At 66.9% G+C, this 24,787-nt stretch carries 18 protein-coding genes and 1 pseudogene; 9 read left to right on the top strand and 10 right to left on the bottom strand.

Features of this window, described 5'->3' with window-relative positions; translation table 11 throughout:
* Positions 1-12 precede the first annotated feature (12 nt).
* Positions 13-2,451, top strand: a complete 2,439-nt coding sequence (locus AC1Q6P_RS09510; RefSeq protein WP_492663699.1) for an FtsX-like permease family protein — start codon at positions 13-15, stop codon at positions 2,449-2,451.
* Positions 2,452-2,509: 58 nt separating this feature from the next.
* On the opposite strand, the gene AC1Q6P_RS09505 is transcribed toward AC1Q6P_RS09510, so the two are convergent.
* Positions 2,510-2,947, bottom strand: a complete 438-nt coding sequence (locus AC1Q6P_RS09505) for a MerR family transcriptional regulator (protein ID WP_102766072.1) — start codon at positions 2,945-2,947, stop codon at positions 2,510-2,512.
* Between the two features lie 98 nt (positions 2,948-3,045).
* Between AC1Q6P_RS09505 and AC1Q6P_RS09500 the strand changes: the two genes are divergently transcribed.
* Positions 3,046-4,182 carry an MBL fold metallo-hydrolase gene (locus AC1Q6P_RS09500; RefSeq protein WP_492663698.1) on the top strand — a complete coding sequence of 379 codons (1,137 nt, stop codon included), beginning with the start codon at positions 3,046-3,048 and terminating at the stop codon, positions 4,180-4,182.
* Positions 4,183-4,518: 336 nt separating this feature from the next.
* Here the strand turns inward: AC1Q6P_RS09500 and AC1Q6P_RS09495 are convergent, their stop codons facing one another.
* The 7 genes from AC1Q6P_RS09495 to AC1Q6P_RS09465 all read right to left on the bottom strand — a co-directional run bounded on the left by AC1Q6P_RS09495 (position 4,519) and on the right by AC1Q6P_RS09465 (position 12,378).
* Positions 4,519-5,325 carry a M48 family metallopeptidase gene (locus tag AC1Q6P_RS09495; RefSeq protein ID WP_102766571.1) on the bottom strand — a complete coding sequence of 269 codons (807 nt, stop codon included), beginning with the start codon at positions 5,323-5,325 and terminating at the stop codon, positions 4,519-4,521.
* A gap of 22 nt (positions 5,326-5,347) precedes the next feature.
* Positions 5,348-6,151 (bottom strand): lysophospholipid acyltransferase family protein, encoded by an 804-nt coding sequence (locus tag AC1Q6P_RS09490; protein WP_492663810.1) that lies wholly within the window; start codon positions 6,149-6,151, stop codon positions 5,348-5,350.
* A 59-nt stretch (positions 6,152-6,210) separates the two neighbouring features.
* Positions 6,211-6,831 (bottom strand): D-glycero-beta-D-manno-heptose 1,7-bisphosphate 7-phosphatase, encoded by a 621-nt coding sequence (gene gmhB / locus AC1Q6P_RS09485; RefSeq protein ID WP_492663697.1) that lies wholly within the window; start codon positions 6,829-6,831, stop codon positions 6,211-6,213.
* Between the two features lie 58 nt (positions 6,832-6,889).
* Complete coding sequence (gene glyS / locus AC1Q6P_RS09480) at positions 6,890-9,004, bottom strand: glycine--tRNA ligase subunit beta (RefSeq protein ID WP_492663696.1); 2,115 nt, start codon at positions 9,002-9,004, stop codon at positions 6,890-6,892.
* 3 nt (positions 9,005-9,007) lie between these two features.
* Positions 9,008-9,949: a glycine--tRNA ligase subunit alpha gene (gene glyQ, locus AC1Q6P_RS09475; RefSeq protein ID WP_102766069.1), complete on the bottom strand. Its 942-nt coding sequence runs from the start codon at positions 9,947-9,949 to the stop codon at positions 9,008-9,010.
* Positions 9,950-10,033: 84 nt separating this feature from the next.
* Positions 10,034-11,584: an apolipoprotein N-acyltransferase gene (lnt, locus tag AC1Q6P_RS09470; protein WP_492663695.1), complete on the bottom strand. Its 1,551-nt coding sequence runs from the start codon at positions 11,582-11,584 to the stop codon at positions 10,034-10,036.
* A complete protein-coding gene (locus AC1Q6P_RS09465) occupies positions 11,584-12,378 on the bottom strand; it encodes a CorC family transporter (RefSeq protein ID WP_442953064.1) in 795 nt (264 codons plus the stop codon). Before AC1Q6P_RS09465 ends, lnt begins: the two co-directional genes overlap by 1 nt.
* Before the next feature lie 223 nt (positions 12,379-12,601).
* On the opposite strand from AC1Q6P_RS09465, the gene AC1Q6P_RS09460 reads away from it, so the two are divergent.
* From AC1Q6P_RS09460 to AC1Q6P_RS09435, 6 genes are all read left to right on the top strand, one after another.
* Entirely contained in the window at positions 12,602-13,639 is a 1,038-nt protein-coding gene (locus tag AC1Q6P_RS09460; protein WP_492663694.1) for a CobW family GTP-binding protein, read from the top strand.
* A gap of 208 nt (positions 13,640-13,847) precedes the next feature.
* The gene (gene dksA, locus AC1Q6P_RS09455; protein ID WP_492663809.1) at positions 13,848-14,561 is read left to right on the top strand and encodes an RNA polymerase-binding protein DksA; all 714 of its coding nucleotides are present in this window, start codon (positions 13,848-13,850) and stop codon (positions 14,559-14,561) included.
* A 117-nt stretch (positions 14,562-14,678) separates the two neighbouring features.
* The gene (locus AC1Q6P_RS09450) at positions 14,679-16,622 is read left to right on the top strand and encodes an STAS domain-containing protein (RefSeq protein ID WP_492663693.1); all 1,944 of its coding nucleotides are present in this window, start codon (positions 14,679-14,681) and stop codon (positions 16,620-16,622) included.
* Positions 16,623-16,713: 91 nt separating this feature from the next.
* The gene (hslV, locus tag AC1Q6P_RS09445; protein WP_102766064.1) at positions 16,714-17,295 is read left to right on the top strand and encodes an ATP-dependent protease subunit HslV; all 582 of its coding nucleotides are present in this window, start codon (positions 16,714-16,716) and stop codon (positions 17,293-17,295) included.
* Positions 17,292-18,626, top strand: coding sequence for an ATP-dependent protease ATPase subunit HslU (gene hslU, locus AC1Q6P_RS09440; RefSeq protein ID WP_171827758.1), 1,335 nt, complete (start codon positions 17,292-17,294; stop codon positions 18,624-18,626). Before hslV ends, hslU begins: the two co-directional genes overlap by 4 nt.
* 79 nt (positions 18,627-18,705) lie before the next feature.
* A complete protein-coding gene (locus tag AC1Q6P_RS09435; protein ID WP_492663692.1) occupies positions 18,706-19,515 on the top strand; it encodes a potassium channel family protein in 810 nt (269 codons plus the stop codon).
* Position 19,516: 1 nt separating this feature from the next.
* Here the strand turns inward: AC1Q6P_RS09435 and AC1Q6P_RS09430 are convergent, their stop codons facing one another.
* Together AC1Q6P_RS09430 and AC1Q6P_RS09425 are read right to left on the bottom strand one after the other, a co-directional pair.
* Positions 19,517-20,296, bottom strand: a complete 780-nt coding sequence (locus tag AC1Q6P_RS09430; protein ID WP_102766061.1) for a type III pantothenate kinase — start codon at positions 20,294-20,296, stop codon at positions 19,517-19,519.
* A gap of 147 nt (positions 20,297-20,443) precedes the next feature.
* Positions 20,444-20,830, bottom strand: a pseudogene (locus AC1Q6P_RS09425) (FKBP-type peptidyl-prolyl cis-trans isomerase); the annotation flags it as partial.
* Between the two features lie 429 nt (positions 20,831-21,259).
* Between AC1Q6P_RS09425 and icmF the strand changes: the two are divergent.
* On the top strand, positions 21,260-24,550 hold the full coding sequence (icmF, locus tag AC1Q6P_RS09420) for a fused isobutyryl-CoA mutase/GTPase IcmF (RefSeq protein ID WP_492663691.1): 3,291 nt from the start codon (positions 21,260-21,262) through the stop codon (positions 24,548-24,550).
* Positions 24,551-24,787: the final 237 nt, after the last annotated feature.

Genomic DNA, 24,787 nt, shown 5'->3' with positions numbered 1-24,787 from the left:
GGCCTGCCACACATGAGACTGCTCGACCTCCGCGTGGCGGCCCGGCAATTGCGGGCCGCCCCCTTCAATGCCTCGGTGCTGATCCTGGGCCTGGCCCTGGCTCTGGCAGCCAGTTACCTGCTGGCCGTGATGCTGGGCGAACGCTACCGGCCCGACCCGGCGCTGCGCGAGCCCGAGCGCATCGTGATGCTCGATTTCCACGGCAATATGCCGGGCCGCCAGGAGGACTGGTTTCTGGGCGCGCCTTTTGCGCTGCACGAGGCGCTGCAGAAGTCCGGCGCGCCGCTGCAGCATTTGAGCCGCAGCAGCAACGACTGGCTGACCTTGCGCGTGGGCGAGCGCCAGCAGCGCAGCGCCGTGCTGGCCCTGGATGCCAGCGCCGTCGAGCTGTTCGGCTTGCGCAGCCTGCAAGGCGACTTGAAGGCCTGCCTATCCCGGCCCGACACCATCGTCCTGCGACAGAGCCTGGCCCGCCAGCTCTTCGGCGAGCGGCCCGCCCTGGGTCAGCTTCTGCATGCGGGCAAGCACATGCTCAGCGTCTGCGCGCTCTTGGCCGATCCGGGCTCACAAAGCACGCTGCGCGAGCCGGCCTTCATCGGCTTCGACTCACCCGCCGCCGAGCTCGACGAGGAAATGCGCAGCGCCTGGTTCCAGATCAGCGGGCGCATCTATGGCCGGCTGGCACCCGGCGCCAGCGCCGAGCAGGTCGGCGCCTTGGCTCAAGCCCTGCTCGACGCCAGCCCCATCATGAAGCAGCTGCCGCCCGACTGGACGGCCGAGGGCCGCAAAGCGGCCTTCATGCGCGCCCTGCCCATCACCCGGCTGCCCTTCGAAGGCCGCGAAGGGCGCCTGCGCGTGCAAGCCCTGTGGGCCTTGGGCGGCGTGGCGGTCCTGCTGTTGAGCCTGGCCCTGCTCAACTTCATCAACCTCAGCAGCGTGCGCACCGTGCAACGCCAGCGCGAGATCGCCGTGCGCAAAAGCCTGGGCCTGGGCCCGCGCCGCCTGCTGCTGCAGTTCGCGGCCGAAGCGCAGCTGAGCATCGCACTGGCGGCCGCGCTGGCGGTGCTGCTGGCCTGGTTGATGGTGCCCTGGCTGGCCGGCGTGCTGCAGCTGCCGGTGCCGGACAGCCTCTTGCAAACCTTGCCCCTGCTGGGCCTGGCCGCGGGCTGCGCGCTGCTGGGTGGCCTGGTCTGCCTCTACCCGGCCTGGCTGGCCTGGCGGCAGAATGCGGCCGCCGCCCTGCAGGGCCGGCAAGCCAGTGAGGGCGCCTCAGGCCGCTGGCTGCGCCGCACCCTGACCGTGCTGCAGTTCGGCGTGGCGCTCCTGGTCTGCAGCCTGGCCTTGATCCTGAGCTTGCAGAACCGCCATGTGCTGGCGCGTGAGCTGGGTTTCGATCCCCACGGCGTGCTGGCCCTGCGCTTGCCCGATGGCGCCAGCCCGGCCTTGGCCGAAGACCTGCGCCAGGCCCTGGCCCAGCGCCCCGAGGTGCAGGCCCTGGCCTGGAGCGACAGCGTGCCCGGCAGCGGTCGGATCGAGCGCGAGGGCGGCTTTTTGCGCGCGGACCCGGGCCGCGACGGGGGTGAGGCCCGCAAGCTGCGGGTCGTCCATGTCGACGCCGATTTCTTTGCCCTCTACCGGATTCCCCTGCTGGCCGGCCAGCTGCGCGCGGGCGAGCAAGACACGGTGGTGCTGGACTTGCCGGCCTTGCGTGCGCTCGGCTGGGCTCGGGTTGAGCAGGCCGTGGGCCAGGACTTGCGTCTGGCCTACACCGGCCTGGCCCAGCGCCAGCAGAGTTGGCGTGTCGCTGCCGTGGTGCCGCAGCAGCTGCTGGAAAGCACCCGCCAGCTCAGCCAGCCCCATGCCTTCGCACTCAAGCGCAGCGAACAGGTGCTGGCCACGGGCCGCGGCGCCTGGGTGCTCAATCTGCGCCTACGCGCAGGAGAACCGGCCAGCCTGGCGCGAGCCGAGGCCTGGATCGCACCGATCTGGAAGCGCTATGCGCCGGACCAAGCCCTGCAGCTGGAAGCGGTGGAAGCGGCCATGCAGGAGCCCTACCGCGCCGACCTGCGCCTGGCCGAGCTGGTCACGGCCAGCAGCGTGCTGGCCCTGGCCCTGGCGGGCTTCGGCGTCTATGCCTTGGCCGCCTTTCTGGTGCAGCGCCATGCACGCGAGTTGGTGCTGCGCAAGCTCTACGGTGCCTCAGCCGGCCAGGCCTTGACGCGGCTGCTGCGTGAGTTCGCCGGCCTGCTGCTGATCGCGGCCCTGCTGGCCCTGCCGCTGTCCTGGTGGCTGGGTCAAAGCTATCTGAGCCAGTTTGCCGACCGGGCGGCCATGGGCTTGTGGCCGCAAGCCCTGGCCCTGCTGGGCTTGCTGCTGGTGAGCCTGATCGCCAGCCTGCACCATGGCTTGCAGGCCATGGCCATGCGGCCGGTGCTGGCCCTGAAAAGCTGAGGAAAAAAGCCGTTAGAAACAGGGCCGCTGATCTGCGGCCCTTTCTTCTTCCGGGCTCTTACTTGACCTGCTTGAGCAGGCTCTTGCAGCGGTCCTCGTGCTGGGCGATCTCGGCCAGGGTGACCTCGATGTCGTCGAGCTGCTGCTCGAGCTGGCGGCGGTGCTGCTGCAGCACCTCCAGAAAGGCGCGCAGCTGCGGCGCCGCGCCGCTGGAGGCGTCGTACATATCGACCAGCTGCTTGATCTCCTGCAAGCTCAGGCCCAGGCGCTTGCCACGCAGGGTCAGCTTGAGGCGGGTGCGGTCGCGGTGGGTGTAGACGCGGTTGCGGCCGGCGCGCGAGGGCTCGAGCAGGCCCATGTCCTCGTAAAAACGAATGGCCCGGGGCGTGATGTCGAACTCATGGGCCAGCTCGGTGATGGTGAACTGGCGGGCACCCTCGCTCGCGGCATTCGGTGGGGTGACGGTGCTCATCGCTAAACTGGGGCTCGCTCGCATTGACGTTGACGTAAGCGGCAATTCTATGCACCTGCGAGGCGGCGCCGCGTCGGGCCTTGCCCTCTCCCCTCCCAATTTCTGCTTCTTGCTGAACGACCATGGCCAATCCCCGCGAATCGGAACTGCACTATCCGCTCGGCGACGCCCGCCCCGGCCCGGGCGAGCTGATCGAGCTGGCGCCCGGCGTGCGCTGGCTGCGCATGGGCCTGCCGTTTGCGCTGGACCACATCAACCTCTGGCTGCTGCGCGACGAGATCGACGGCAGCGAGGGGGCCAAGATCCAGGGCTGGACCATCGTCGATTGCGGCGTGGCCAATGAAGCGACGCAGGCGAACTGGGAAGCCATCTTTGCCGATCAGCTCGAAGGCCTGCCGGTGCTGCGCGTGATCGTCACCCATTTCCACCCCGACCACATCGGCCTGGCCCACTGGCTCTGCCAGCGCTGGAGCGGCGCCGTGGCGCCGGGCCTGCCGGCGCATCACGAATGCCGGCTGTGGATCAGCGCGACTGACTTTCACCTGGCCCGCCTGGCCAGCGGTTCGACCGTGGGCATGGGCGGCGAGACCGCCGCGGCCTTCTTCGCCAGCCATGGCCTGAGCGACCCGGAGGCCCTGGCCAAGATCCGCGCCCGCAGCAGCTACTACCCGAGCATGGTGCCGGAGGTGCCGGCCAGCTTTCGCCGCCTGATGGGCGGCAAGACCTTGCAGATCGGCGGCCAGAGCTGGCAATGCCTGGTCGGCTACGGCCATGCGCCCGAGCACATCAGCCTCTACTGCGCCGCACTCGGCCTGATGATCTCGGGCGATATGGTGCTGCCGCGCATCTCGACCAATGTCTCGGTCGTCGATGTCGAGCCCGAGGCCGACCCGCTGCGCCTCTATCTCGACTCGCTGCAGCGCCTGCTCAGCCTGCCGGCCGACACCCTGGTGCTGCCGGCCCATGGCCTGCCCTTCCGCGGCCTGCATGCGCGCATCGAGCAGTTGCAGGAGCACCATGTCGAGCGCCTGGCCGATGTGCGCCAGGCCTGCGCCGACAAGCCCTGCCATGCGGCCGAGCTGCTGGAGCTGCTGTTCAAGCGCAAGCTGGATCTGCACCAGACCACCTTTGCCATGGGCGAATCGGTGGCCCATCTGAACTCGCTCTGGCTGGGCGGCCAGCTGCGCCGCGAGCGCGGTGCCGACGGCATCTACCGCTTCCGCACACTGGCCACGCCGGCAGCGGCGCCCAAGACCTGAACCGGCCCGAAGCGCTGCGCCCAAAAGAAATCCGCCATCACTGAGGCTGCCGGCGAAGGCAACGTCAAGGATGGCGGACACTCGGCCCCTTTTAGCACCCCTCGGCAGCCGGGCTGCGAGTGATTCCACGCCGTATGGAATCTAGAACTGGGTGCGGGTGATGACAGCGTTGGCCCAGAGTGTCTATCGTCACCCTCTTAGGGGACAAGCCCCCCCAAAGAGGGATAAGCCCCCACCCGAGCCCACCCCTCAGCTGTTCACCCGTTCACCTGTTCACTTTGCGGGAGGGGTGAACACGTGAACAGGTGAACCAGTGAACCTGAAACGGCCGCGCGCTCACTCGCTGACGATGGACTCTTCGCGCAGGCGGCCGCGGGCGGTTTCGAAGTCCGGCAGCACCGAGCGCACCACGGCCCAGAAGGCCGGGCTGTGGTTCATCTCGCGCAGATGGGCCAGCTCGTGGGCCACCACGTAATCGATGATGGCCGGCGCGAAATGGATCAGGCGCCAGTTCAGGCGAATGGAACCGTCGGCACTGGCGCTGCCCCAGCGGGTCTGGGCCGAGCTCAGGCGCAGCTGAGTCATTTGCACGCCCAGGGCGGCGCCGAAGCGCTGGCAGCGCGGCTCGAAATCAGCGCGCGCGCGGCGCTTGAGCCAGGCTTGCACGGTGTCGCGCAGCTGCTCCTCGCTGGCCGCCAGCGGCAGGCCGATGCGCAGCACGCGTTCGGCTTCGTCGAAGAGCACGCCGTTGCGCTGAGGCTCCAGGCGCAGGGTGATGGGCGCGCCGAGGTAAGGCAGGCTGGCACCATCGCGCCACTCGATGCGAGAGGCCTCGACCCGGCGGGCGCGCTCTCGCTGCTCCACCAGCTTGCGCAGGATCCAATCAGCCTTGTGCTGCAGGGCGCGCTCGATATCAGCCTGCGGCAGCCAGCGCGGCGCACTGACGCGCAGGCCCTGGGCGCCCACCACAAAGCCGATGCTGCGCCGGCGCGCCCGCTTGAGCTCATAGGCCACACGGTGTTCACCCAGGCTGAGCTCGCGCTGGGCGCGCGGATTCTGCAGCACCTCGGCCTCGCTGCGGGCCGGTGCGGCCTCCTGACCGAACAGGCTCAGCTGGGCGCCTTGCAAGAGATTCTTGAGCATGGTGGTGATCAAGCGCCCGGGCTCAGGCCTGCATCGCACCCGCTGGCGGCGGAGCGGCGGCGGCGCGGCGGGCGCCGGCCTGGGTCTGGGGATAGGCCTCGGGGTCCAGGCGCTGCATTTCGGCCTCGATCCAGCTTTCCACCTCGCGCATCAGCTCGCCGGCCTCGCGGCCCTGCGGCGCGATCGGCCGGCCGATGGAGATGTCCACCACGCCGGGGCGCAGCAAAAAGCTCTTGCGCGGCCAGCAGCGGGCGGAGGTGGCGGCGATCGGCACCACGGGCACGCCGGTCTCGATGGCCAGGCGGGTGCCGCCGGTCTTGTACTCGCCCTTCTGGCCGCGCGCGGTGCGCGTGCCCTCGGGGAACATGATGACCCAGTTGCCCTGGGCCGCCAAGCGCTTGCCTTGCGCGGCCACTTTCGCCCAGGCCTCGGCGCGCTTGCTGCGGTCGATGTGGATCATGTCCATGCGCGCCATGGCCCAGCCGAAGAAGGGCACGTAGAGCAGCTCGCGCTTGAAGACATAGGCCAGCGGATGCGACATCAGGGCCGGGAAGGCAAAGGTCTCCCAGGTGCTCTGGTGCTTGGGCAGCAGGATGACGGCGGAGCGGCGGTCGGCCTGGCTGGGCAGGTGCTGCATGCCCTGGATGCGCCACTGCACGCCGCAGATCAGGCGCGCGCTGTGAATGGCCAGACGCAGCCAGCCGGCACAGGCCCAGTACACCGTGTCGCCCTTGGCGAACAGCGAGATCAAAAGCACCGCCAGCGCCCAGGGGATGACGGTGGCCGTCAGCCAGAGCACAAACACGGCGGAACGCAGCGCTGCCAGCAAGCTGGCCAGCGGAGCCGCCGACACAGCCCCCGGCGGTGGCGCACTGGCACCGGTCTTCAAGTGAGCGCCCCCGGGGCGGTGTCGGGCGCCAGGGCCTGACCGCGGGCATCGGCCTTGCTGCGCCGGTCTTTCTGGATCAGATGCTCGGCAAACGCACCCAGGCTGGCATGGACCCGCACGCCCGGCACCTTGGCCAGGAGGGCCGCCAGCTGCGTCTCGTCCAGATCACCGAGGCGCGCGCCACGCACCAGATGCGGCACGCAGCCGGCCGCTTGAGCCGTCTGCACATCGCGCAGGCTGGCGCCAACCATATGGATGGTGGGCAGCTCGACACCGAAGCGCTCACCGATCTGCTGCACCAGGCCCGGCAGGGGCTTGCGGCAATCGCAGCCTTCCTCGGGCGTGTGCGGGCAGAAGAAGGCGGCGTCGAGGCGCCCACCCTTCTCGGCCAGCAGCTGGTTGAGGCGGATGTGGATGGCGTTCAGTGAAGCCATATCCAGCAGGCCACGGCCGATGCCGGGCTGGTTGGTGGCCATCACCGTGTGCCAGCCGGCATGGTTGAGCCGCGCCACCGCTTCCAGCGCACCGGGCACGGGCACCAGCTCATCCACCGATTTGACGTGGTCGTCGCGGTACTCGTTGAGCGTGCCATCACGGCCCAGGATGACCAGCTTCATGCTGTGGCTGTGATCTGAGCGCATAGAGTGGCGACCTTTTGTGGCGGTGCGGAAAGGATCAGGAGGCCAAACGCGCCAGCTCGGCCACGCGGTTCATGGCTTCGTGCAAGGTCTTGAGCAGACCCAGACGGTTGGCACGCAGGGCCGGGTCTTCGGCATTGACCATGACGCCATCGAAGAAGGCGTCGACCGGGGCCTTGAGCACAGCCAGCTCGCGCAGGGAAGCCGCGTACTCGCCGTTGTGGAACAGGCCATCGGCAATCGGCTTGGCATTCGTCAGCGCCGCGGCCAGATGCTGCTCACCGGGCTCGACCAACAAGGCCTCGTTGATCTGGGCTTGCACCGGCTCTTCGCTCTTCTTCAGGATGTTGCCGATGCGCTTGTTGGCGGCGGCCAGGGCGGCGGCTTCCGGCAGGGCGGCAAAGGCGCGCACGGCCGTCAGGCGCGCGGCCACATCGGCCAGGCGCTGTGGGCGCAGGGCCAGCACGGCGTCGACTTCCTGGGCGCTGTAACCCTGCTCGCGCAGCGAGCCGGAGAGGCGGTCGAAAACAAAGTCGGCCAGCGGGCCGGCGGGGTTCTGGATCAGGGCACCGAAGGCCGGCACGGCCGCTTCGATCAAGGCGTCCAGCGCCAGCGTGGGCGCGCGCTCGCTGAGCATGCGCACCAGGCCCAGGGCATGGCGGCGCAGGGCAAACGGGTCCTTGTCGCCGGTGGGCAGCTGGCCGATGCCGAACAGGCCGACCAGGGTCTCCAGCTTGTCGGCCAGGGCCACCACCAGGCCGACCTCGTTGCGCGGCAGCTCGTCGCCGGCGAAGCGGGGCTTGTAATGGTCTTCCACGGCCAGGGCCACGGCCTCGCTGAGGCCGTCGTGGCGGGCGTAGTAACCACCCATGATGCCTTGCAGCTCAGGGAACTCGCCGACCATATCGGTCAGCAGGTCGGACTTGGCCAACAGTGCCGCCTGGTCGGCTTGCTCGGTCAGCGCGCCGCCGCCCAGCAGGCCGGCGATGGCGCGCGCGATGGCTCGCACGCGCTCAACGCGCTCGCCCTGCGTGCCCAGCTTGCCGTGATACACCACCTTGGCAAGCCCTGGCACCCGATCGGCCAGGGTCTTCTTGCGGTCCTGGTCGAAGAAGAACTTCGCATCGGCCAGGCGCGGGCGCACGACACGCTCATTGCCTTCGATCACCGCGCTGGCGTCGGCCGGGCTGATGGCGCTGACGACGAGGAATTTGTGCGTCAGCTTGCCGGCGGCGTCCAGCAGGGGGAAGTACTTCTGATTGGCCTTCATGGTCAGAATCAGGCATTCCTGCGGCACGGCCAGGAACTCGGGCTCGAACTGGCAGGTCAGCACATTCGGCCGCTCGACCAGGGCCGTCACCTCGTCCAGCAAGGCCTCGTCCTCGATAGGCTTGAGGCCTTCTTTGGCCGCTGCGGCCTGCAGCTGGCGCGCGATCTCGGCGCGGCGCTCGGCAAAGCCGGCAATCACGGCGCCCTGCTCGCGCATCTGCGCGGCATAGCTGTCGGCGCTTTCAATCGTCAGCTCGGGCGCGCTGGCCTCGAAGCGGTGGCCGCGCGTCGTGCGGCCCGATTGCAAGCCCAGGGCCGACACGGCCACCAGATCGGCGCCGTGCAAGGCGACGATGGCATGGGCCGGGCGCACGAACTTCACATCGGTCCAGCCGTCTTTCAGCTGGTAGGTCATCACCTTGGGGATGGGCAGCTTGGCCAGGCTTTCGTCCAGGGCTTTTTGCAGGCCTTCGGCCAGGGTGGCGCCGGGCACCAGCTGATCCAGGAACAGGGCCTCGGCCTTGCCATCGGGCAAGCGCTTCAGCTGAGGCAGCACCGAGGCATCGGCGCCGATGCTGGCCAGCTTTTTCAGCAGGGCCGGCGTGGCCTGGCCCTCGGCCGTCAGCGCCACCGCCACCGGCATCAGCTTTTGCTGCACGGCGCGATCGGCGGCCTTGGGCGCGACGTTCGTCAGATGCAGGCCGAGGCGGCGCGGCGTGGCGATGGCGGTCGCTTGCGCGCCCTCGCCCACCAGACCCTGGGCCTTGAGGCTGTCCACCAGCACGGCGGAGAAAGCTTCGCCCAGCTTCTTGAGCGCCTTGGGCGGCAGCTCTTCGACAAACAGTTCGATCAGCAGGTTCTTGTTCACAGCAGTCGTCGTCATGGCTCAGGCCGCCTTTGTCTTCTTTTCAATCTGGGCGATGACTTGATCGGCCCATTCCTTCGGCGCCATGGGGAAGCCCAGGCGTGCGCGGCTTTCCAGATAGCTCTGCGCCACAGCGCGTGCCAGATTGCGGATGCGGCCGATGTAGGCCGCGCGCTCGGTCACGCTGATGGCGCCGCGGGCGTCCAGCAGATTGAAGCTGTGGCCGGCCTTGAGCAGCTGCTCGTAGGCGGGCAGCGCCAGCTGCTGCTCCATCAGGTGCTTGGACTGCTTCTCGTGCGCGGCAAAAGCGGTCAGCAGGAACTCGACGTCACTATGCTCGAAGTTGTAGGTCGACTGCTCGACCTCATTCTGGTGGAAGACATCGCCGTACTTGATGTCCGGTGCGCCGTCCTTGCCTTCGACATAGACCAGGTCGTAGACCGACTCCACGCCCTGCAAATACATGGCCAGACGCTCCAGGCCGTAGGTGATCTCGCCGGTGATGGGCTTGCAATCGATGCCGCCGACCTGCTGGAAATAGGTGAACTGGGTCACTTCCATGCCGTTGAGCCAGACCTCCCAGCCCAGGCCCCAGCAACCGAGGGTGGGGTTTTCCCAATCGTCCTCGACGAAGCGCACATCATTCTTCTTCAGGTCAAAGCCCAGGGCTTCGAGCGAACCGAGATACAGCTCCAGGATGTTGGCCGGCGCGGGCTTGAGCACCACCTGGTATTGGTAGTAGTGCTGCAGGCGGTTGGGATTCTCGCCGTAGCGGCCATCCTTGGGGCGGCGGCTGGGCTGGACGTAGGCGGCCTTCCAGGGCTCGGGGCCCAGGGCGCGCAGAAAGGTGGCGGTGTGGCTGGTGCCGGCGCCGACTTCCATGTCGTAGGGCTGGAGGAGTGCGCAGCCCTGCTTGGACCAGTAGTCCTGCAGGGTCAAGATGATGTGCTGGAAGCTCAGCATAGAGTTCGGACTCGGGCTTGCGCCACAGGCTAATGAAGAGGTGATGAACAGGCAGACGAGAGCTGCCCTCGAGCTGCGCCGATTCTACGAGGCGCGGCGACCTGCTTCCGGGGCCCCGGCCCTCCCCCGGATCACGGGGATCAGCAGCAGGGCCACAGCAGCCAGCCAGAGCGGCCACAGACCGCAGGCCTGCAGCCAGCGTGCATAAGGCGTGTCACCCAGGCGACCCTCGACTTCGGCCTCCAGCACGCCGGCCTGGGCCGGCGGCAGCTGGGCCGTGCGCTCGGCGCGGTGGTCCAGCACCACGGTGGCGCCGGTGTTGGTCGAGCGGATGAAGGGGCGCTGGAACTCAAGCGCACGCATGCGCGAGAACTGCAGGTGCTGGTCCAGCACCATTGCCGTACCGAACCAGGCCAGATTGCTGACATTGGCCAGCACGGTGGCGGCCTCGGGCCCGCGCACGCTTTCGACGAAGTCCTCGCCGAACAGATCCTCGTAGCAGATCAGGGGCCGCAGGCGCTGGCCGGCCACGGCGAAAGCGCGCTGGTGCTGGCCGCGCGCCTGGTCGTCCATGGGGATGCGCATCAGGCGCACGAACCAGTGGAAGCCGTAAGGAATGAACTCACCGAAGGGCAGCAAGTGGCGCTTGCCATAGCTGTAGCTGGGCAGGCTGCCAAAGCTCTGCAGGGAATTGACGAAACCGTCTTGCTCATTGCCGAGAAAACTGCCCAGCAGCAGCGGCCGGTCGACCGAGGCGGCCTGCAAGCGTGTCAGATAGGCAGGATCGAGAAAGGCCATGGGCACCGGCACCACCGATTCCGGCGTCAGCACCAGCTGGCCGCGAGCCGATTCGATCAACTGGGCCAAATGCTCCAAGTTGGCATCAATGCGATCACGGTCGAACTTCTGATCCTGAGGCACATTGGGCTGCAGCAGGGACACTTTCATGAAGCCCGTCGAGCGGGTGAAATCCTGCGGTAGCAGCACCGCCGCCAGCACCAGCAGAACCAGCACCGCCGCTGCCGGCCGCCAGGCGCGCACGGCCGGCAAGGCCAGCGCCGCCAGCGCTGCAGCAGCCAGGGCCGCCAAGGCCGAGATGCCGTAGATGCCCACCCAGGGCGCCCAGGCCGCCAGCGGCCCGACGGTGTGGGCATAGCCACTGGCGATCCACGGAAAGCCGCCGAACACCGTGGCGCGCAGCAGCTCGGCCAGCAACCAGATGGCCGCAAACATCAACACCTGCTGCGCGGAGCCGGGCTGTACGCGCGTCCGCAGTGCCGCCCACAAGGCCAGCAGGGCCGCGTAGTAGCAGGACAGAAACGCGGCCAGCAAGAGCACGGCCAGGGCGGCCAGAAGCCATGGGATGTGGCCGAACTGGTGCATGCTGATGTGCAGCCACCACAGGCCGCTGCTCAGCCAGCCCAGGCCAAAGCCAAAGCCCAAGAGCGCCGCCCGGCGCGGGCTCGCGCCCCAGGCCAGGCAGGCCAGACCGGCCAGGGCCAGGATCTGAAGCCACCAAGCATCGAGCGGCGCAAAAGCGGCCGTGTGCAGACAGCCGGCCAGCAGGGCCGCAAAAAAGGCCACCCGGGGGGCGGCCTTGCTCGATGTCAGGAAGTTGGGAAGTAGCTTGCGCATCAGGCCTCGGTCTTGGGAATGCGGGTGACTTTGAACCAGCGCACCGAGCCGCCGCGGGTCAGCATGACGGCAAAGCGCAGTCCGGCCAGCTCGACCATCTCACCACGGCGCGGCACTCGGCCATGCTCCTGGGCCACCAGGCCGCCGATGGTGTCGAATTCGTCCAGCGCCAGCTGCACGCTGAAAGCCTGGTTGACCTGGGCGATGGGTGTGTCACCGGCCACACGCTGGCTGCCATCCGCCAGGGTGTAGATGCCGGATTCGCCGTCCTTGTCGTCGAACTCGTCTTCGATCTCGCCGACGATTTCTTCCAGCACGTCCTCAATGGTGATCAGGCCGGCGGTGTTGCCGAACTCATCAATGACGATGGCCAGGTGGTTGCGGTTGGAGCGGAAATCGCGCAGCAGATCATTGAGGCCCTTGCTCTCGGGCACGAACACGGTCGGCCGCAGCAGTGCGCGCAGGTTCAGCTCCGGGGCACGCTGGATCTTGAGCAGATCTTTGGCCAGCAGGATGCCGATGATGTTGTCGCGCTGGCCCTCGAAGACCGGGAAGCGCGAATGGCCGGTGTCGATCACCGCCGCCAGCAATTCGTCGTAGGGCGCATCGATGTCGAGCAAATCCATGCGCGGCGCCGCCACCATCACATCGCCGGCGCTGAGCTCGGCCATGCGAAGCACGCCTTCCAGCATCTGACGGGATTCGGGCTCGATCAGCTCGCGCTGCTCGGCATCGGCCAGGGCCTCCAGCAGCTCACTCTTGGAATCCGGGCCGGGATGGAGAAACTCCAACATGCGCACCAGGAGGCCGCGCGGCACTGCGGATGGTTTTCTTTCGCCCCCTTTTGCATGATTTGCAGAGGGCCGACTAGGCTGAGGTTCAGACACTGGGACTGCGTGTCGTAGTTACACAAGCTTGCAGAATAACCGATTGACATGACAAGGCTCTTGCAGGACATTCACCCGCCCCCATATCCAGGGCTGGTTTTTCTAGCAGAGCGCCGCGCGCGAACCCATCATGTCCAAAGGTCTCATCCCCGTCACCATCCTCACCGGCTTCCTCGGATCCGGCAAGACCACCCTGCTCAAGCGCGTGCTCTCGGAAGCCCACGGCCAGAAGATCGCCGTGATCGAGAACGAGTTTGGTGAAGAGGACATCGACACCGAGATCCTGGTGGCCGACACCCAGGAACAGATCATCCAGATGAACAACGGCTGCGTCTGCTGCACCATCCGTGAAGACCTGCGCACCACCCTGTCCGACCTGGCCGCCAAGAAGCGCCGCGGCGAGCTCGATTTCGAGCGCGTCATCATCGAAACCACCGGCGTGGCCGATCCCGGCCCGGTGGCCCAAACCTTCTTCATGGACGACGAGATCGCCGAAGCCTATCTGCTGGACGGCGTGCTGACCCTGGTCGATGCCGTGCATGCGACCCAACAGCTGGACAGCCGCCAGGAAGCACGCCGCCAGGTGGGTTTCGCTGACCAGATCTTCATCAGCAAGGCCGATCTGGTCGACAGCGCCGCCGTCGACGCCCTGAGCCACCGCCTCAAGCACATGAACCCGCGCGCGCCGCAGCAGCGCGTGCACTTCGGTGAGGTGGAGCTGTCGCGCGTGCTGGACCTGCGCGGCTTCAATCTGAACGCCAAGCTGGAGATCGACCCCGATTTCCTGAAGGTGGACGACCACCCCCATCACCACGATCACGACCATGAGCATGGCGAGCACTGCGACCACCCGCACCACCATGTCCATGACGATGACGTGAAATCCTTCGTCTTCAAATCCGACCGCGCCTTTAACCCGGCCAAGCTGGAAGACTTCCTGAGCGCCATCGTCCAGGTCTACGGCCCCAAGCTGCTGCGCTACAAAGGCGTGCTGAATATGAAAGGCACCGACAAGCGCGTGATCTTCCAGGGCGTGCACCAGCTGATGGGTTCGGACCTGGGCCCGCGCTGGATGCCCGGCGAGAAAAAGACGAGCAAAATGGTTTTCATCGGCATCGACCTGCCCAAGGAAATCCTCTTGCAAGGTTTGGAAGGCTGCTTGGCCTGAGTACCGCACGAAAAACAGCCGGCCGAAGTGGCGAATTAGGGGCCTGAGACCGAGGGAAAACTCCCCTAACTCAGGCATTCAGAGCGCACACTCAAGCTGGCTACAATCCGCGGCGCCCGAAAAAGCGAATCAGCTGGTCCCGATTGCAATCTAGCCCGACAGAGACATTCAGATCGTCTGCCGGAGCGAGGAGAGAAACGTGAGCAAGATCCAGGCCCCGAACCCGACCCCGACGTCAGCCAACAAGCCTGACGCCGATGCCAAGCCGAGCAAAACCAGCAAGGCCGCGGCCAAGTCGTCCAAAGTGGATGCCGCAGGGACCTCGCCAGCTGTCGCTTTGCTCGATGCCAGCCCTCCACCGACCGGAAACAGCCGCTTCGCTGACCGATTCGCTCCCCCGAAGCCGCCCACCCGACAAATGACTACGCCCGTGATCGAAAGCCCTCAGAATTCCAACAAAGCCGCCAAGGCCGACCCCAAGCTGGCCAATGCCTGGAAGACCAAGTCTGGCGCCGAACTGACCGATGCCGAAGTGCTGGCCATGCCCGACTCCGAGTACATGGGCCCCAAGCAAGTCGAGTTCTTCCGTGCCAAGCTCAATGAGCTGAAGAACGGCGTGCTGTCCAATGCCGGCGAAACCACCGAGCACCTGCGCGAAGACACCTCCATCGTCCCCGACCCGGCCGACCGCGCCACCATCGAGGAAGAGCACGCCCTGGAACTGCGCACCCGTGACCGCGAGCGCAAGCTGCTGAAGAAGATCATCCAGTCCCTGGCTCGCCTGGACAACGGCGAGTACGGCTACTGCGACGAAACCGGCGAACCCATCGGCCTGGGCCGTTTGATCGCCCGCCCGACCGCCTCGCTGTCGCTGGAAGCCCAGCAACGCCGCGAGATGAAGCAAAAGATGTTCGGTGACTGATCGAGGGCCGAGCTGCTGAGCGCGCATCGGCCTGCCGATACCGCACTCAGGGGCGCTCCGGCGCCACCGACCGCCCTTCATCACCACCCCACATCCTCCACCCAAGGCCCAGCGCGCATGACAGAACCGAAAGACGGCGAGAGCTTCTTCCGCAAGGTCGCGCGCTTTGTGGCCAACCCGACCACGGACTGGGCCGAGATCAACTCGCGCCAGGACGACCCGGAAGGTGACCAGGCCAAGGCCGAGCTGCGCGCCATGGTCGAGCGCAAACGCCGCAATGACTTCGTGCGCAAGCGCGAGCTGGACATGCTGCGCCGCATCCGCCGCGAAGGCCTGACGCCCGAGCAACTCGCCGCCCTGGGCTCCTCCAGCTCCAAGCTGGAAGAAGTCGAGCGCGCCAGCGGCCACAGCGAGGTCAATTCCAAGATCGATCTGGGCGTGAAGGCCAAGATCGATGAGATCGAGCAGCAAATGGCCGGCGAGAGCTTCGCCCCCACCCAGCTGCAAACCACCCATCCGCCCGGTTTCTTTGAAACCAGCACGCGGCCGGTGCATTTCTCGCCCTCCACCATTCCCGCCGATGGCGTGCCCAGCCGCAACGGCCGCGGCAGCCAGTTCGCCCACAGCAGCACGCAGCGCGACAGCAAGCTGGACAGCAAGGGCGGCGGCGGCGCCTCGGCCCTGACCATGGGCGTGGGCATGGCCCCGCTCTCGGACGCCAAGCCCAGCCGCCTGCCCAATCTCGGCGCCCTGCCCGCGGTGCCTTTCCCGCCGGCCAAACCGGCGCCGGCCACCGGCCTGGCCAAACCGGCCAAGGCCGCCAAGCCGGCCGCAGCCAAAGCGGCCACACCCACCGCCACGCCGCCGGCCGGCCTCAGCACCCTGCCCGTGCTGGATCAGCCCCTGAGCTTCCATGTGGCGGAAGAGAAGGCCGGCAAGAAGGTCGAGAACAAGCCCATCGAGGTGCATGAGCTGATCCACGACCCCGAGCTGGACGAAGCCGTGATCGCCTTCGCCAATGCCGATTACGAGAGCTGCGAGCGCGCCCTGGTCGAGCTGACCCAGAGCGGCGGCCGCCGCCACGGCGACGGCGAAACCTGGCTGGTCCTGTTCGACCACTACCGCGCCACCGGCCAGCAGGCCAAGTTCGAGGCACTGGCGCTCAACTACGCCCAGCAATTCGGCCGCTCGGCGCCGCAGTGGTTCTCCCTGCCCAAGCTGGTGGCCGAGGCCGCGGCCAAGCAGCAGCGTGCCCCCATGGCCAAGGCCAGCGGCGGCGTCGGTTGGGCGGCGCCCGAAACCATCGACGACGAGGCCGTGGTCCTGCTGCAAAAGCGCTGCCAGAACCTGCCCATGCCCTGGGTGCTGGACTGGTCGGCCGCGCGCCAGATCACCCCCAGCGCCAGTGTGCAGCTGCATGGCGTGTTCCGCGAATGGGCCAAGCAGCAGGTGGACATGCGCTGGCTCTCGGGCGAGGCTTTTTTGCAAGCCCTGCGCGAGCTGACCCCGATCGGTGTGCGCGACATCGACCCCCAGCTCTGGATGCTGCGCCTGGAAGCGCTGCGCTTGGTCAACCGCCCCGATCAGTTCGACGAAGCGGCGATCGACTACTGCGTCACCTACGAGGTGTCACCGCCGTCCTGGGAACGCACACGCTGCCGCGTCGGCGTCAGCGGTGCCACGCTCTCGACCACCGGCCCGGCCACCAGCACCGCCGCGCCCGAGGGCGCCTCGACCTCCTTCCTGGAGTCGCAGATCAGCGAGCAGGCGCGGCTGGAACCCAGCGTGGACCTGGAGCTCAGCGGCCAGCTCAGTGGCGACATCTCCGAACTGCTGCGCAAGCTGGCCGGTGATCTGGGCACCGCCACCGTCATCAACGTCAACTGCCCGCACCTGATCCGGCTGGATTTCATGGCCGCGGGCGATCTGCTGAACTGGGTGCTGAGCCGCCGCAGCGAGAACCGCAGCGTCAGCTTCAGCGAGCCGCACCGCCTGGTGGCCATGTTCTTTGCCGCCATGGGCATCAACGAGCACGCCAAGATCAAGGTCCGAACGGTCTAGCGCCTCGGCCGCCTTCTTCATCATCATCGAGATCACCATCTGCGGGTCGCAAGCTTGAAAGCTGCGACCCGCAGCCCCATCTGGAGCCGCTATGGACTCATCCTCACATTCCAACAACGCCCCGCCGTCTTTCCACGGCACCACCATCGTCAGTGTGCGCCGTGCCCTGCCCGATGGCCGCATGCAGGTCGCCATCGGCGGTGACGGCCAGGTGACCCTGGGCCACATCGTCGTCAAGGCCAGCGCGCGCAAGGTGCGCAAGCTGCACCGTGACCAGGTGCTGGCCGGTTTCGCCGGCGCCACGGCCGATGCCTTCACCCTGTTCGAACGCTTCGAGGCCAAGCTCGAAAAGCACCAGGGCCATCTGGTGCGCGCCGCCGTCGAGCTGACACGCGACTGGCGCACCGACCGCGTGCTGCGCCGCCTGGAGGCCATGCTGGCCGTGGCTGACCGCACGGCCTCGCTGATCATCACCGGCAATGGCGATGTGCTGGAGCCCGAGCTGGGCATCGTCGCCATCGGCTCGGGCGGTGCCTACGCCCAGGCTGCCGCACGCGCCCTGCTGCAGCACAGCACGCTCAGCGCCCCCGAGATCGTCAAGCAATCGCTGGAAATCGCCGGCGAAATCTGCATCTACACCAACGGCAACCACACCATCGAGGTGCTCGAATGAGCTCCATGACCCCGCAAGAAATCGTCTCCGAACTCGACCAGCACATCGTCGGCCAGAACGCCGCCAAGCGTGCCGTGGCCATTGCCATGCGCAACCGCTGGCGCCGCCAGCGGGTGGATGACAAGCTGCGCGGCGAGATCACGCCCAAGAACATCCTGATGATCGGCCCCACCGGCGTCGGCAAGACCGAGATCGCGCGCCGCCTGGCCCGCCTGGCCGGCGCGCCCTTCATCAAGGTCGAGGCAACCAAGTTCACCGAGGTGGGCTACGTCGGCAAGGATGTGGACACCATCATCCGCGACCTGATCGACATGGCCGTCAAACAGGAGCGGGAGGTGCAACTGCGCCGCCAGCGCCTACGCGCCGAGGACGCCGCCGAAGACCGCGTGCTGGACATCCTTGTGCCGCCTCCCCGGCTGGAAGGCGATGCCGCCGCCAGCCCGGCCCCAGACAGCACCGCCCGCCAGATCATGCGCAAGCGCCTGCGTGAAGGCAGCATGCACGACAAGGAGATCGAGCTCGATCTGCTGGAAGCCAAACCGACCATGGAGATCCTGGGCGGCCAGGGCATGGAGGAGATGGCCGAGCAGATCAAGAGCATGTTCTCGCAGATGGGCGCGGGCAAGAAGAAGACCCGCAAGCTCAAGATCGGCGAGGCCCTCAAGCTGCTGGCCGAGGAAGAAGCCGCCAAGCTGCTGAACGAAGACGAGATCAAGACCGCCGCTCTGCAGGCCGCGCAGGAGATGGGCATTGTCTTCATCGACGAGATCGACAAGGTCTGCTCGCGCAGCGAAGGCTCAGGAACCGCTGAGGTGTCGCGTCAGGGCGTGCAGCGCGATCTGCTGCCCCTGGTCGAGGGTACGACGGTCAACACCAAGTACGGCATGGTCAAGACCGACCACATGCTCTTCATCGCCTCGGGCGCCTTCCACCTGGCCAAGCCCAGCGATCTGATCCCCGAGCTGCAAGGCCGCTTCCCGATCCGGGTCGAGCTGGGCTCGCTCTCGGTCGATGATTTCGAAGCCATCCTCAGCAGCACCCACGCCAGCCTGATCAAGCAGTACCAGGCCTTGCTGGCCACCGAGGGCGTGACGCTGGAGATCACGCCCGAGGGCATCCGCCGCCTGGCCGAGATCGCGTTCGAGGTGAACGAACGCACCGAGAACATCGGCGCCCGCCGCCTGTCCACGGTGATGGAGCGCCTGCTCGACGAGATCAGCTTCGACGCGCCCAAGCTCAGCGGCCAGACGGTGCAGCTGGGTGCGGCCGAGGTCGATGCCAAGCTGGGCGAGCTGTCGCGCAACGAAGACCTGTCACGCTTCATCTTGTGAGCGGATGCCGGGTGGTTCCAAGCCCGGCCTCTTGTCTTAGATCAAGCCCGGGCAGTCGGCTGGCGCTTAAGCTGGCGCCATGCCACACCGCCTGCCCACCCGCAGCTGGGGCCTGAGCCGCCCCAGCGCCCTCAATGCCGCAGCCGTGCGCGCCGAGAAGTTCTGGCGCTGGCCGGTGCTGGTGGCTTTGCTGTGCACGATTCCGGCCTTCTACATCGAGTTGCTGGAATCCCTGCCCACGCCCCTGGCCGTGGCCATCTATCTGGCGGCCGCGGCCCTGGTGGCGATCTCGCTGTGGCGGGTGGCGCGGCAATGCAGCCACCCGCACCAGTACCTGCGCAGCAATCTGCTGGACCTGATGCTGGTGGCCTTGCTGCCGGTGGCGGCGCTGATGCCGCCCAGCATCGAATCACAGATTTCGCTGGCGATTCGCCTGGCGATTGCCATGCTGACCCTGCTGCGCATGGTCTGGACGGTCAAGAGCTGGGTCACGCGCGGCGGCCTGGGCTATCTGCTGCTGCTCTCCCTGCTGGTGCTGGGCCTGTGCGGCTTGGGCTTCTGGGCCCTGGAGCCGCGCGCCAACACGCTGGGCGATGGGCTCTGGCTGGCCTTCACCACCGCCGCCACCGTGGGCTTTGGCGACATCGTGCCGACCACGGCCGCGTCCAAGATCTTCTCGGTGTTCGTCGTTCTGCTCGGTTATGCCGTGCTGTCCCTGGTGACGGCGGCGATCGCCGCCATGTGGGTGGAAACCTCGGAGCGGCGCATGGAGCAAGACATCTTGCGCGATCTGCACAGCCAGCTGCGCAGCGTGCATGAAGAACTGGCCCAGCTCAAGGACGAGCTGCGTCAGCAGCGACCAGAGCGCAGCGACCGAAACAGGCCCTAGCTCAGAGCGCCAGGCGGTGCGACTGCAGCGCCAGCATGCCGTCGAAGATCAGCGAATCGACCAGCTCATGTTCGATATCCAAGGTCGGTGAGACCTTCCAGCCGGCGCCGCCGGTCATCAAGGTCAGAGGCATGGCGCCCTCGCGCTGGCGCAGATGGCGGTGCATGCGCTCGATGGCGCCGGTGATGGCGTAGGTGCCGCCGCTGGTCAGCGCATCCGAGGTGTTGGTCGGGAAATCGCGCACCTCGCCGGTGGGCACGCGCAGGCCGGCGGTGCCGCCTTCCAGCGCACGCAGCATGATGCCGTGGCCCGGCATGATCAGTCCGCCGAGAAAACGGCCCGTGGCGTCGAGCGCATCGACCGTGACCGCCGTGCCGATCATCACCACCAGCGCGGCCTGCGCCGGCCGCTCGGCCGAGGCGCGGGCCAGCACATGGGCGCGTGCGCCGATCAGCGCGACAAAGCGGTCCGTGCCCAAGCGCCCCGGGTGGTCATAGCCGTTCGTGACGCCACCCGCCTGCGCGCTGCTGACCACCCAGCGCGGCTCGATGTCCCAGAGTTCCAGCTGTTCCTCCACCCGGCGCCGCACCGCATCGCCGGCCACATTGCAGCCCAGCACGCTGTGAGGGGCGGGCAGGCCACGCCAATCGCTCTCGGCCAGCTGGTCGATGTTTTCCAGGAACACGGCTCCATGCGCCAGCAGCACCGCCCCGGGTTGGGGCGAGGCGTAGAGCGCCCATTTCAGGCGCGTGTTGCCGATGTCGATGGCGAGAAAACTCATGAGGAAACAGAGTGAGGAGCCGGGGGATGGGAAGGGGTCAGGTGTTGCAAGGCGCAGCCTAACAGCACTTGAGCCCGGCGCCCGCCCGGAGAAACCGGGGGCTGAGGCGCCGGTGTGAAGGCGTCACGGCCCGTAAGCCCGACAAGATCAGGGGGCGACGATGTCCTGCAGTTCCACCTCGAACTGCAGATCGCTGTTCGGCGGGATCACACCGCCACCGGCGCCGCGCTCACCGTAGGCCAGGGCCGAGGGGCAGTGCAGGCGGGCCTTGCCGCCGACCTTCATCAGCTGCACGCCTTCGGTCCAGCATTTGATGACGCGGCCCAGCGGGAACTCGGCCGGGGTGCCGCGCTTGACCGAGCTGTCGAACTCGCGGCCGTCGAGGAAGGTGCCGACATAGTGCACACGCACCTTGTCGGCCGCCGTCGGGTGGGCGCCGGTGCCGGTGCGCAGCTCTTCATAACGCAGTCCCGAAGCGGTGGTCACCGGGGCCGGCGCGGCGGCCGAGGCTGCGGCACTTGCCGCCGCCGCAGCAGCGACAGCGGTGGTGGCGGTCGCTGCCGTAGCTGCAGCCGCGGCCTTTTTGCTGTCAGCCGCCTTCTTGACGACCTTTTTGACGGCCGGCTTGGCCGATTCTTCAGCCGCTTGAGCCGGCAGCCAGACCAAGCCGAGGCTCAGGGCCAGAGTGGTCGAAAGAGACAGACGTTGGAACTTGGAACTCATGGTCAGCGCGCTCTCACTTGCAAAAGAAGGGTTGAAACGAAGAGGTGACGCATCATCGCAGCTTGTACCAACGCGCCCGTGCGCCATCCGCATGGGCGCCGCGCCCTGCTGCAGGCGCAGCCACGAACCCAGCCTTCGCCGCCGATGACGTTTACGTAAACGTCAATCAACACCTAGAATCCGCCCACCTTTGCTGATAGAACCGGGCTTCGCCACCGCAAGGCCCGCAGGAGACTCGCCATGACCGATTTGTCCGCCGAAAACAAAGCCCTGGCCAATTACCGCCCGACGAACAAGGTGCGCTTTGTGACGGCCGCCAGCCTCTTCGACGGCCACGATGCGGCCATCAACATCATGCGTCGCATCCTGCAAGGCATGGGCGCCGAGGTGATCCACCTGGGCCACAACCGCTCGGTCGACGAGGTGGTCACCGCCGCCCTGCAAGAAGACGCACAAGGCATCGCCATCAGCTCCTACCAGGGCGGCCATGTCGAGTACTTCAAATACATGGTGGAGTTGCTGAAGCAACGCGGCGGCGCGCACATCCAGGTCTTCGGCGGCGGCGGCGGCGTGATCGTGCCGGCCGAGATCCGCGACCTGGCCGCCCACGGCGTGCGCATCTTCAGCCCCGAAGACGGCCAGCGCATGGGCCTGCAAGGCATGATCGGCGAGATGGTGATGAAGGCCGACCAGGACTTCAGCGTCTACGCACCCAAGGCCTTGAGCGCCCTGCAAGGCCATAGCGAAGCCGCCTGGCGCGCCCTGGCCCAGCTGATCACCGCGCTGGAGAACGACAAGGCCGATGCCGGCCTGGTGGCCGAGTTGCAAACCGCTGCCAAGAACATCCAGGTGCCCGTGCTGGGCATCACCGGCACCGGCGGCGCCGGCAAAAGCAGCCTGACCGACGAGCTGATCCGCCGCCTGCGCCTGGACCAGAACGACCGCCTGCGCGTGGCCGTCATCTCCATCGACCCCTCGCGCCGCAAGAGCGGCGGCGCCTTGCTGGGCGACCGCATCCGCATGAACGCCATCGGACCGTGGAGCCAAGGTCAAAGAGTCTTTATGCGCTCGCTCGCCACCCGTGATTTCGGCAGCGAGATCTCCCCTGCTCTGCCTGATGCGATTGCCGCCGCCAAGGTGGCCGGCTTCGACCTGATCGTGGTCGAGACCTCGGGCATCGGCCAGGGCGATGCGGCCATCGTGCCGCATGTGGACGTACCCATGTATGTGATGACGCCCGAGTTTGGCGCCGCCAGCCAGCTCGAGAAGATCGACATGCTGGACTTCGCCGAGTTCGTGGCCATCAACAAGTTCGACCGCAAGGGCGCGCTCGATGCCATCCGCGATGTCGCCAAGCAGGTGCAGCGCAACAAGGAAGCCTGGACCACTGCTCCGGATCAAATGCCGGTGTTCGGCACCATGGCCAGCCGCTTCAACGACGACGGCGTCACCGCCCTCTACCAGGCCATGAAGCCCCGCCTGGCCGAGCTGGGCCTGCAGCTGCAAGATGGCCGCCTGCCCCTGGTCGCCACCCGCCACAGCACCCACCAGACGCCGGTGGTGCCCGCCGCACGTGTGCGTTATCTGGCCGAGATCGCCGACACCGTGCGCGGCTACAAAAAGCGCGCCCGCCAACAGGCCACGCTGGCCCGCGAGATCCAGCAGCTCTGGGGCAGCTCGCGCATGCTGCTGGAAGCCAACCCCGAGAAGAACGGCGCCCGCACCGCCCTGGCCGAGCTGGCCGAGGCTCGCGAGGCGCAGATGGAAGGCGGCGCCCGCCAGCTGCTCAAGCAATGGCCGGACATGCAAAAAGCCTACGCCGGCGACGAGTACGTGGTGAAGATCCGCGACAAGGAGATCCGCACCAACCTGGTCCACACCAGCCTCTCGGGCACCAAGATCCGCAAGGTCGTGCTGCCGCACTACGAGTGCCATGGCGAGCTGCTCAAGTGGCTGCTGCTGGAAAACGTGCCGGGCAGCTTCCCCTACACCGCCGGCGTGTTCGCCTTCAAGCGCGAGGGCGAGGATCCGACCCGCATGTTCGCCGGCGAAGGCGATGCCTTCCGCACAAATCGCCGCTTCAAGCTGGTGTCCGAGGGCATGCCGGCCAAGCGCCTGTCCACCGCGTTTGACTCGGTCACGCTCTACGGCGCCGACCCGGCGCCGCGGCCGGACATCTACGGCAAGGTCGGCAACTCCGGCGTGTCGATTGCCACGCTGGACGATATGAAGGTGCTGTACGACGGCTTCGACCTGTGCAGCCCGACGACCTCCGTCTCCATGACCATCAACGGCCCGGCACCGACGATTCTGGCCATGTTCATGAACACGGCGGTCGATCAGAACATCGCCAAGTTCAAGGCCGACAACGGCCGCGACCCGACCGCCGACGAGGCCGCCAAGATCAAGGACTGGGTGCTGGCCAATGTGCGCGGCACCGTGCAGGCCGACATCCTGAAGGAAGACCAGGGCCAAAACACCTGCATCTTCTCGACCGAGTTCTCGCTCAAGGTGATGGGCGACATCGCCGAGTATTTCGTGCACCACAATGTGCGCAATTTCTACTCCGTCTCGATCAGCGGTTATCACATCGCCGAGGCCGGCGCCAACCCGATCAGCCAGCTCGCGCTCACGCTGTCAAACGGCTTCACCTTTGTGGAAGCCTATCTGGCGCGCGGCATGCATATCGATGACTTCGCGCCCAACCTGAGCTTCTTCTTCTCCAACGGCATGGACCCCGAGTACACCGTGCTCGGCCGCGTCGCCCGCCGCATCTGGGCCGTGGCCATGCGCGACAAATACGGCGCCAACGAACGCAGCCAGAAGCTGAAGTACCACATCCAGACTTCGGGCCGCAGCCTGCACGCGCAGGAGATCCAGTTCAACGACATCCGCACCACGCTGCAGGCCCTGATCGCCATCTACGACAACTGCAACAGCCTGCACACCAACGCATTCGACGAGGCCATCACCACGCCGACCGAAGAGTCGGTGCGCCGCGCCATGGCCATCCAGCTCATCATCAACCGCGAGTGGGGCCTGGCCAAGAACGAGAACCCGTCGCAAGGCGCCTTCATCATCGAGGAGCTGACCGAGCTGCTGGAAGAAGCGGTGCTCGCTGAGTTCGAAAAGATCGCCGAACGCGGTGGCGTGCTGGGCGCGATGGAGACCGGCTACCAGCGCAGCAAGATCCAGGAAGAGAGCATGCACTACGAGATGCTCAAGCACACCGGCGAGTACCCCATCATCGGCGTCAACACCTTCCGCAATCCGCAGGGCGACACCGTGCCCGAAAGCATCGAGCTGGCCCGCTCGACCGAGGAAGAAAAGCAAAGCCAGCTCTCGCGTCTGGCCGCCTTCCACGAGCGCCACGCTGCTGAGAGCCCGGCCATGCTGCAACGCCTGCAGCAGGCTGTGATCGACAACAAGAACGTCTTCGAAGTGCTGATGGACGCGGTGCGCGTCTGCTCCCTGGGCCAGATCACCTCGGCGCTGTTCGAGGTGGGCGGGCAGTACCGGCGCAGCATGTAAGCCACCTCGTTGCACTCAATGCCAGGCCCCTGCGGGGGCCTTTTTCATGGCGACTCGGCAATGAGCGAGGCTGGAATCGACACGTTGCGGACCTTCGTTGTGCTCGTCGCTCTCGCTGCGGTGGCTCGGCCCGCCACCGGGCTCATGGTTCGCGGGTCGTCTCTGTGAGCCGACTCCCCTCGGTGCTCACTCCGCGGCTCAGCGGCGCCAAACTCCCTCCGTTCGCTGCGCTCACTG

The sequence above is a fragment of the Roseateles sp. GW835-FHT13E02 genome (assembly GCF_058794035.1).
Note: the sequence above shows the minus strand (reverse complement) of the source record. Positions and strands in the feature narration are given on the sequence as shown.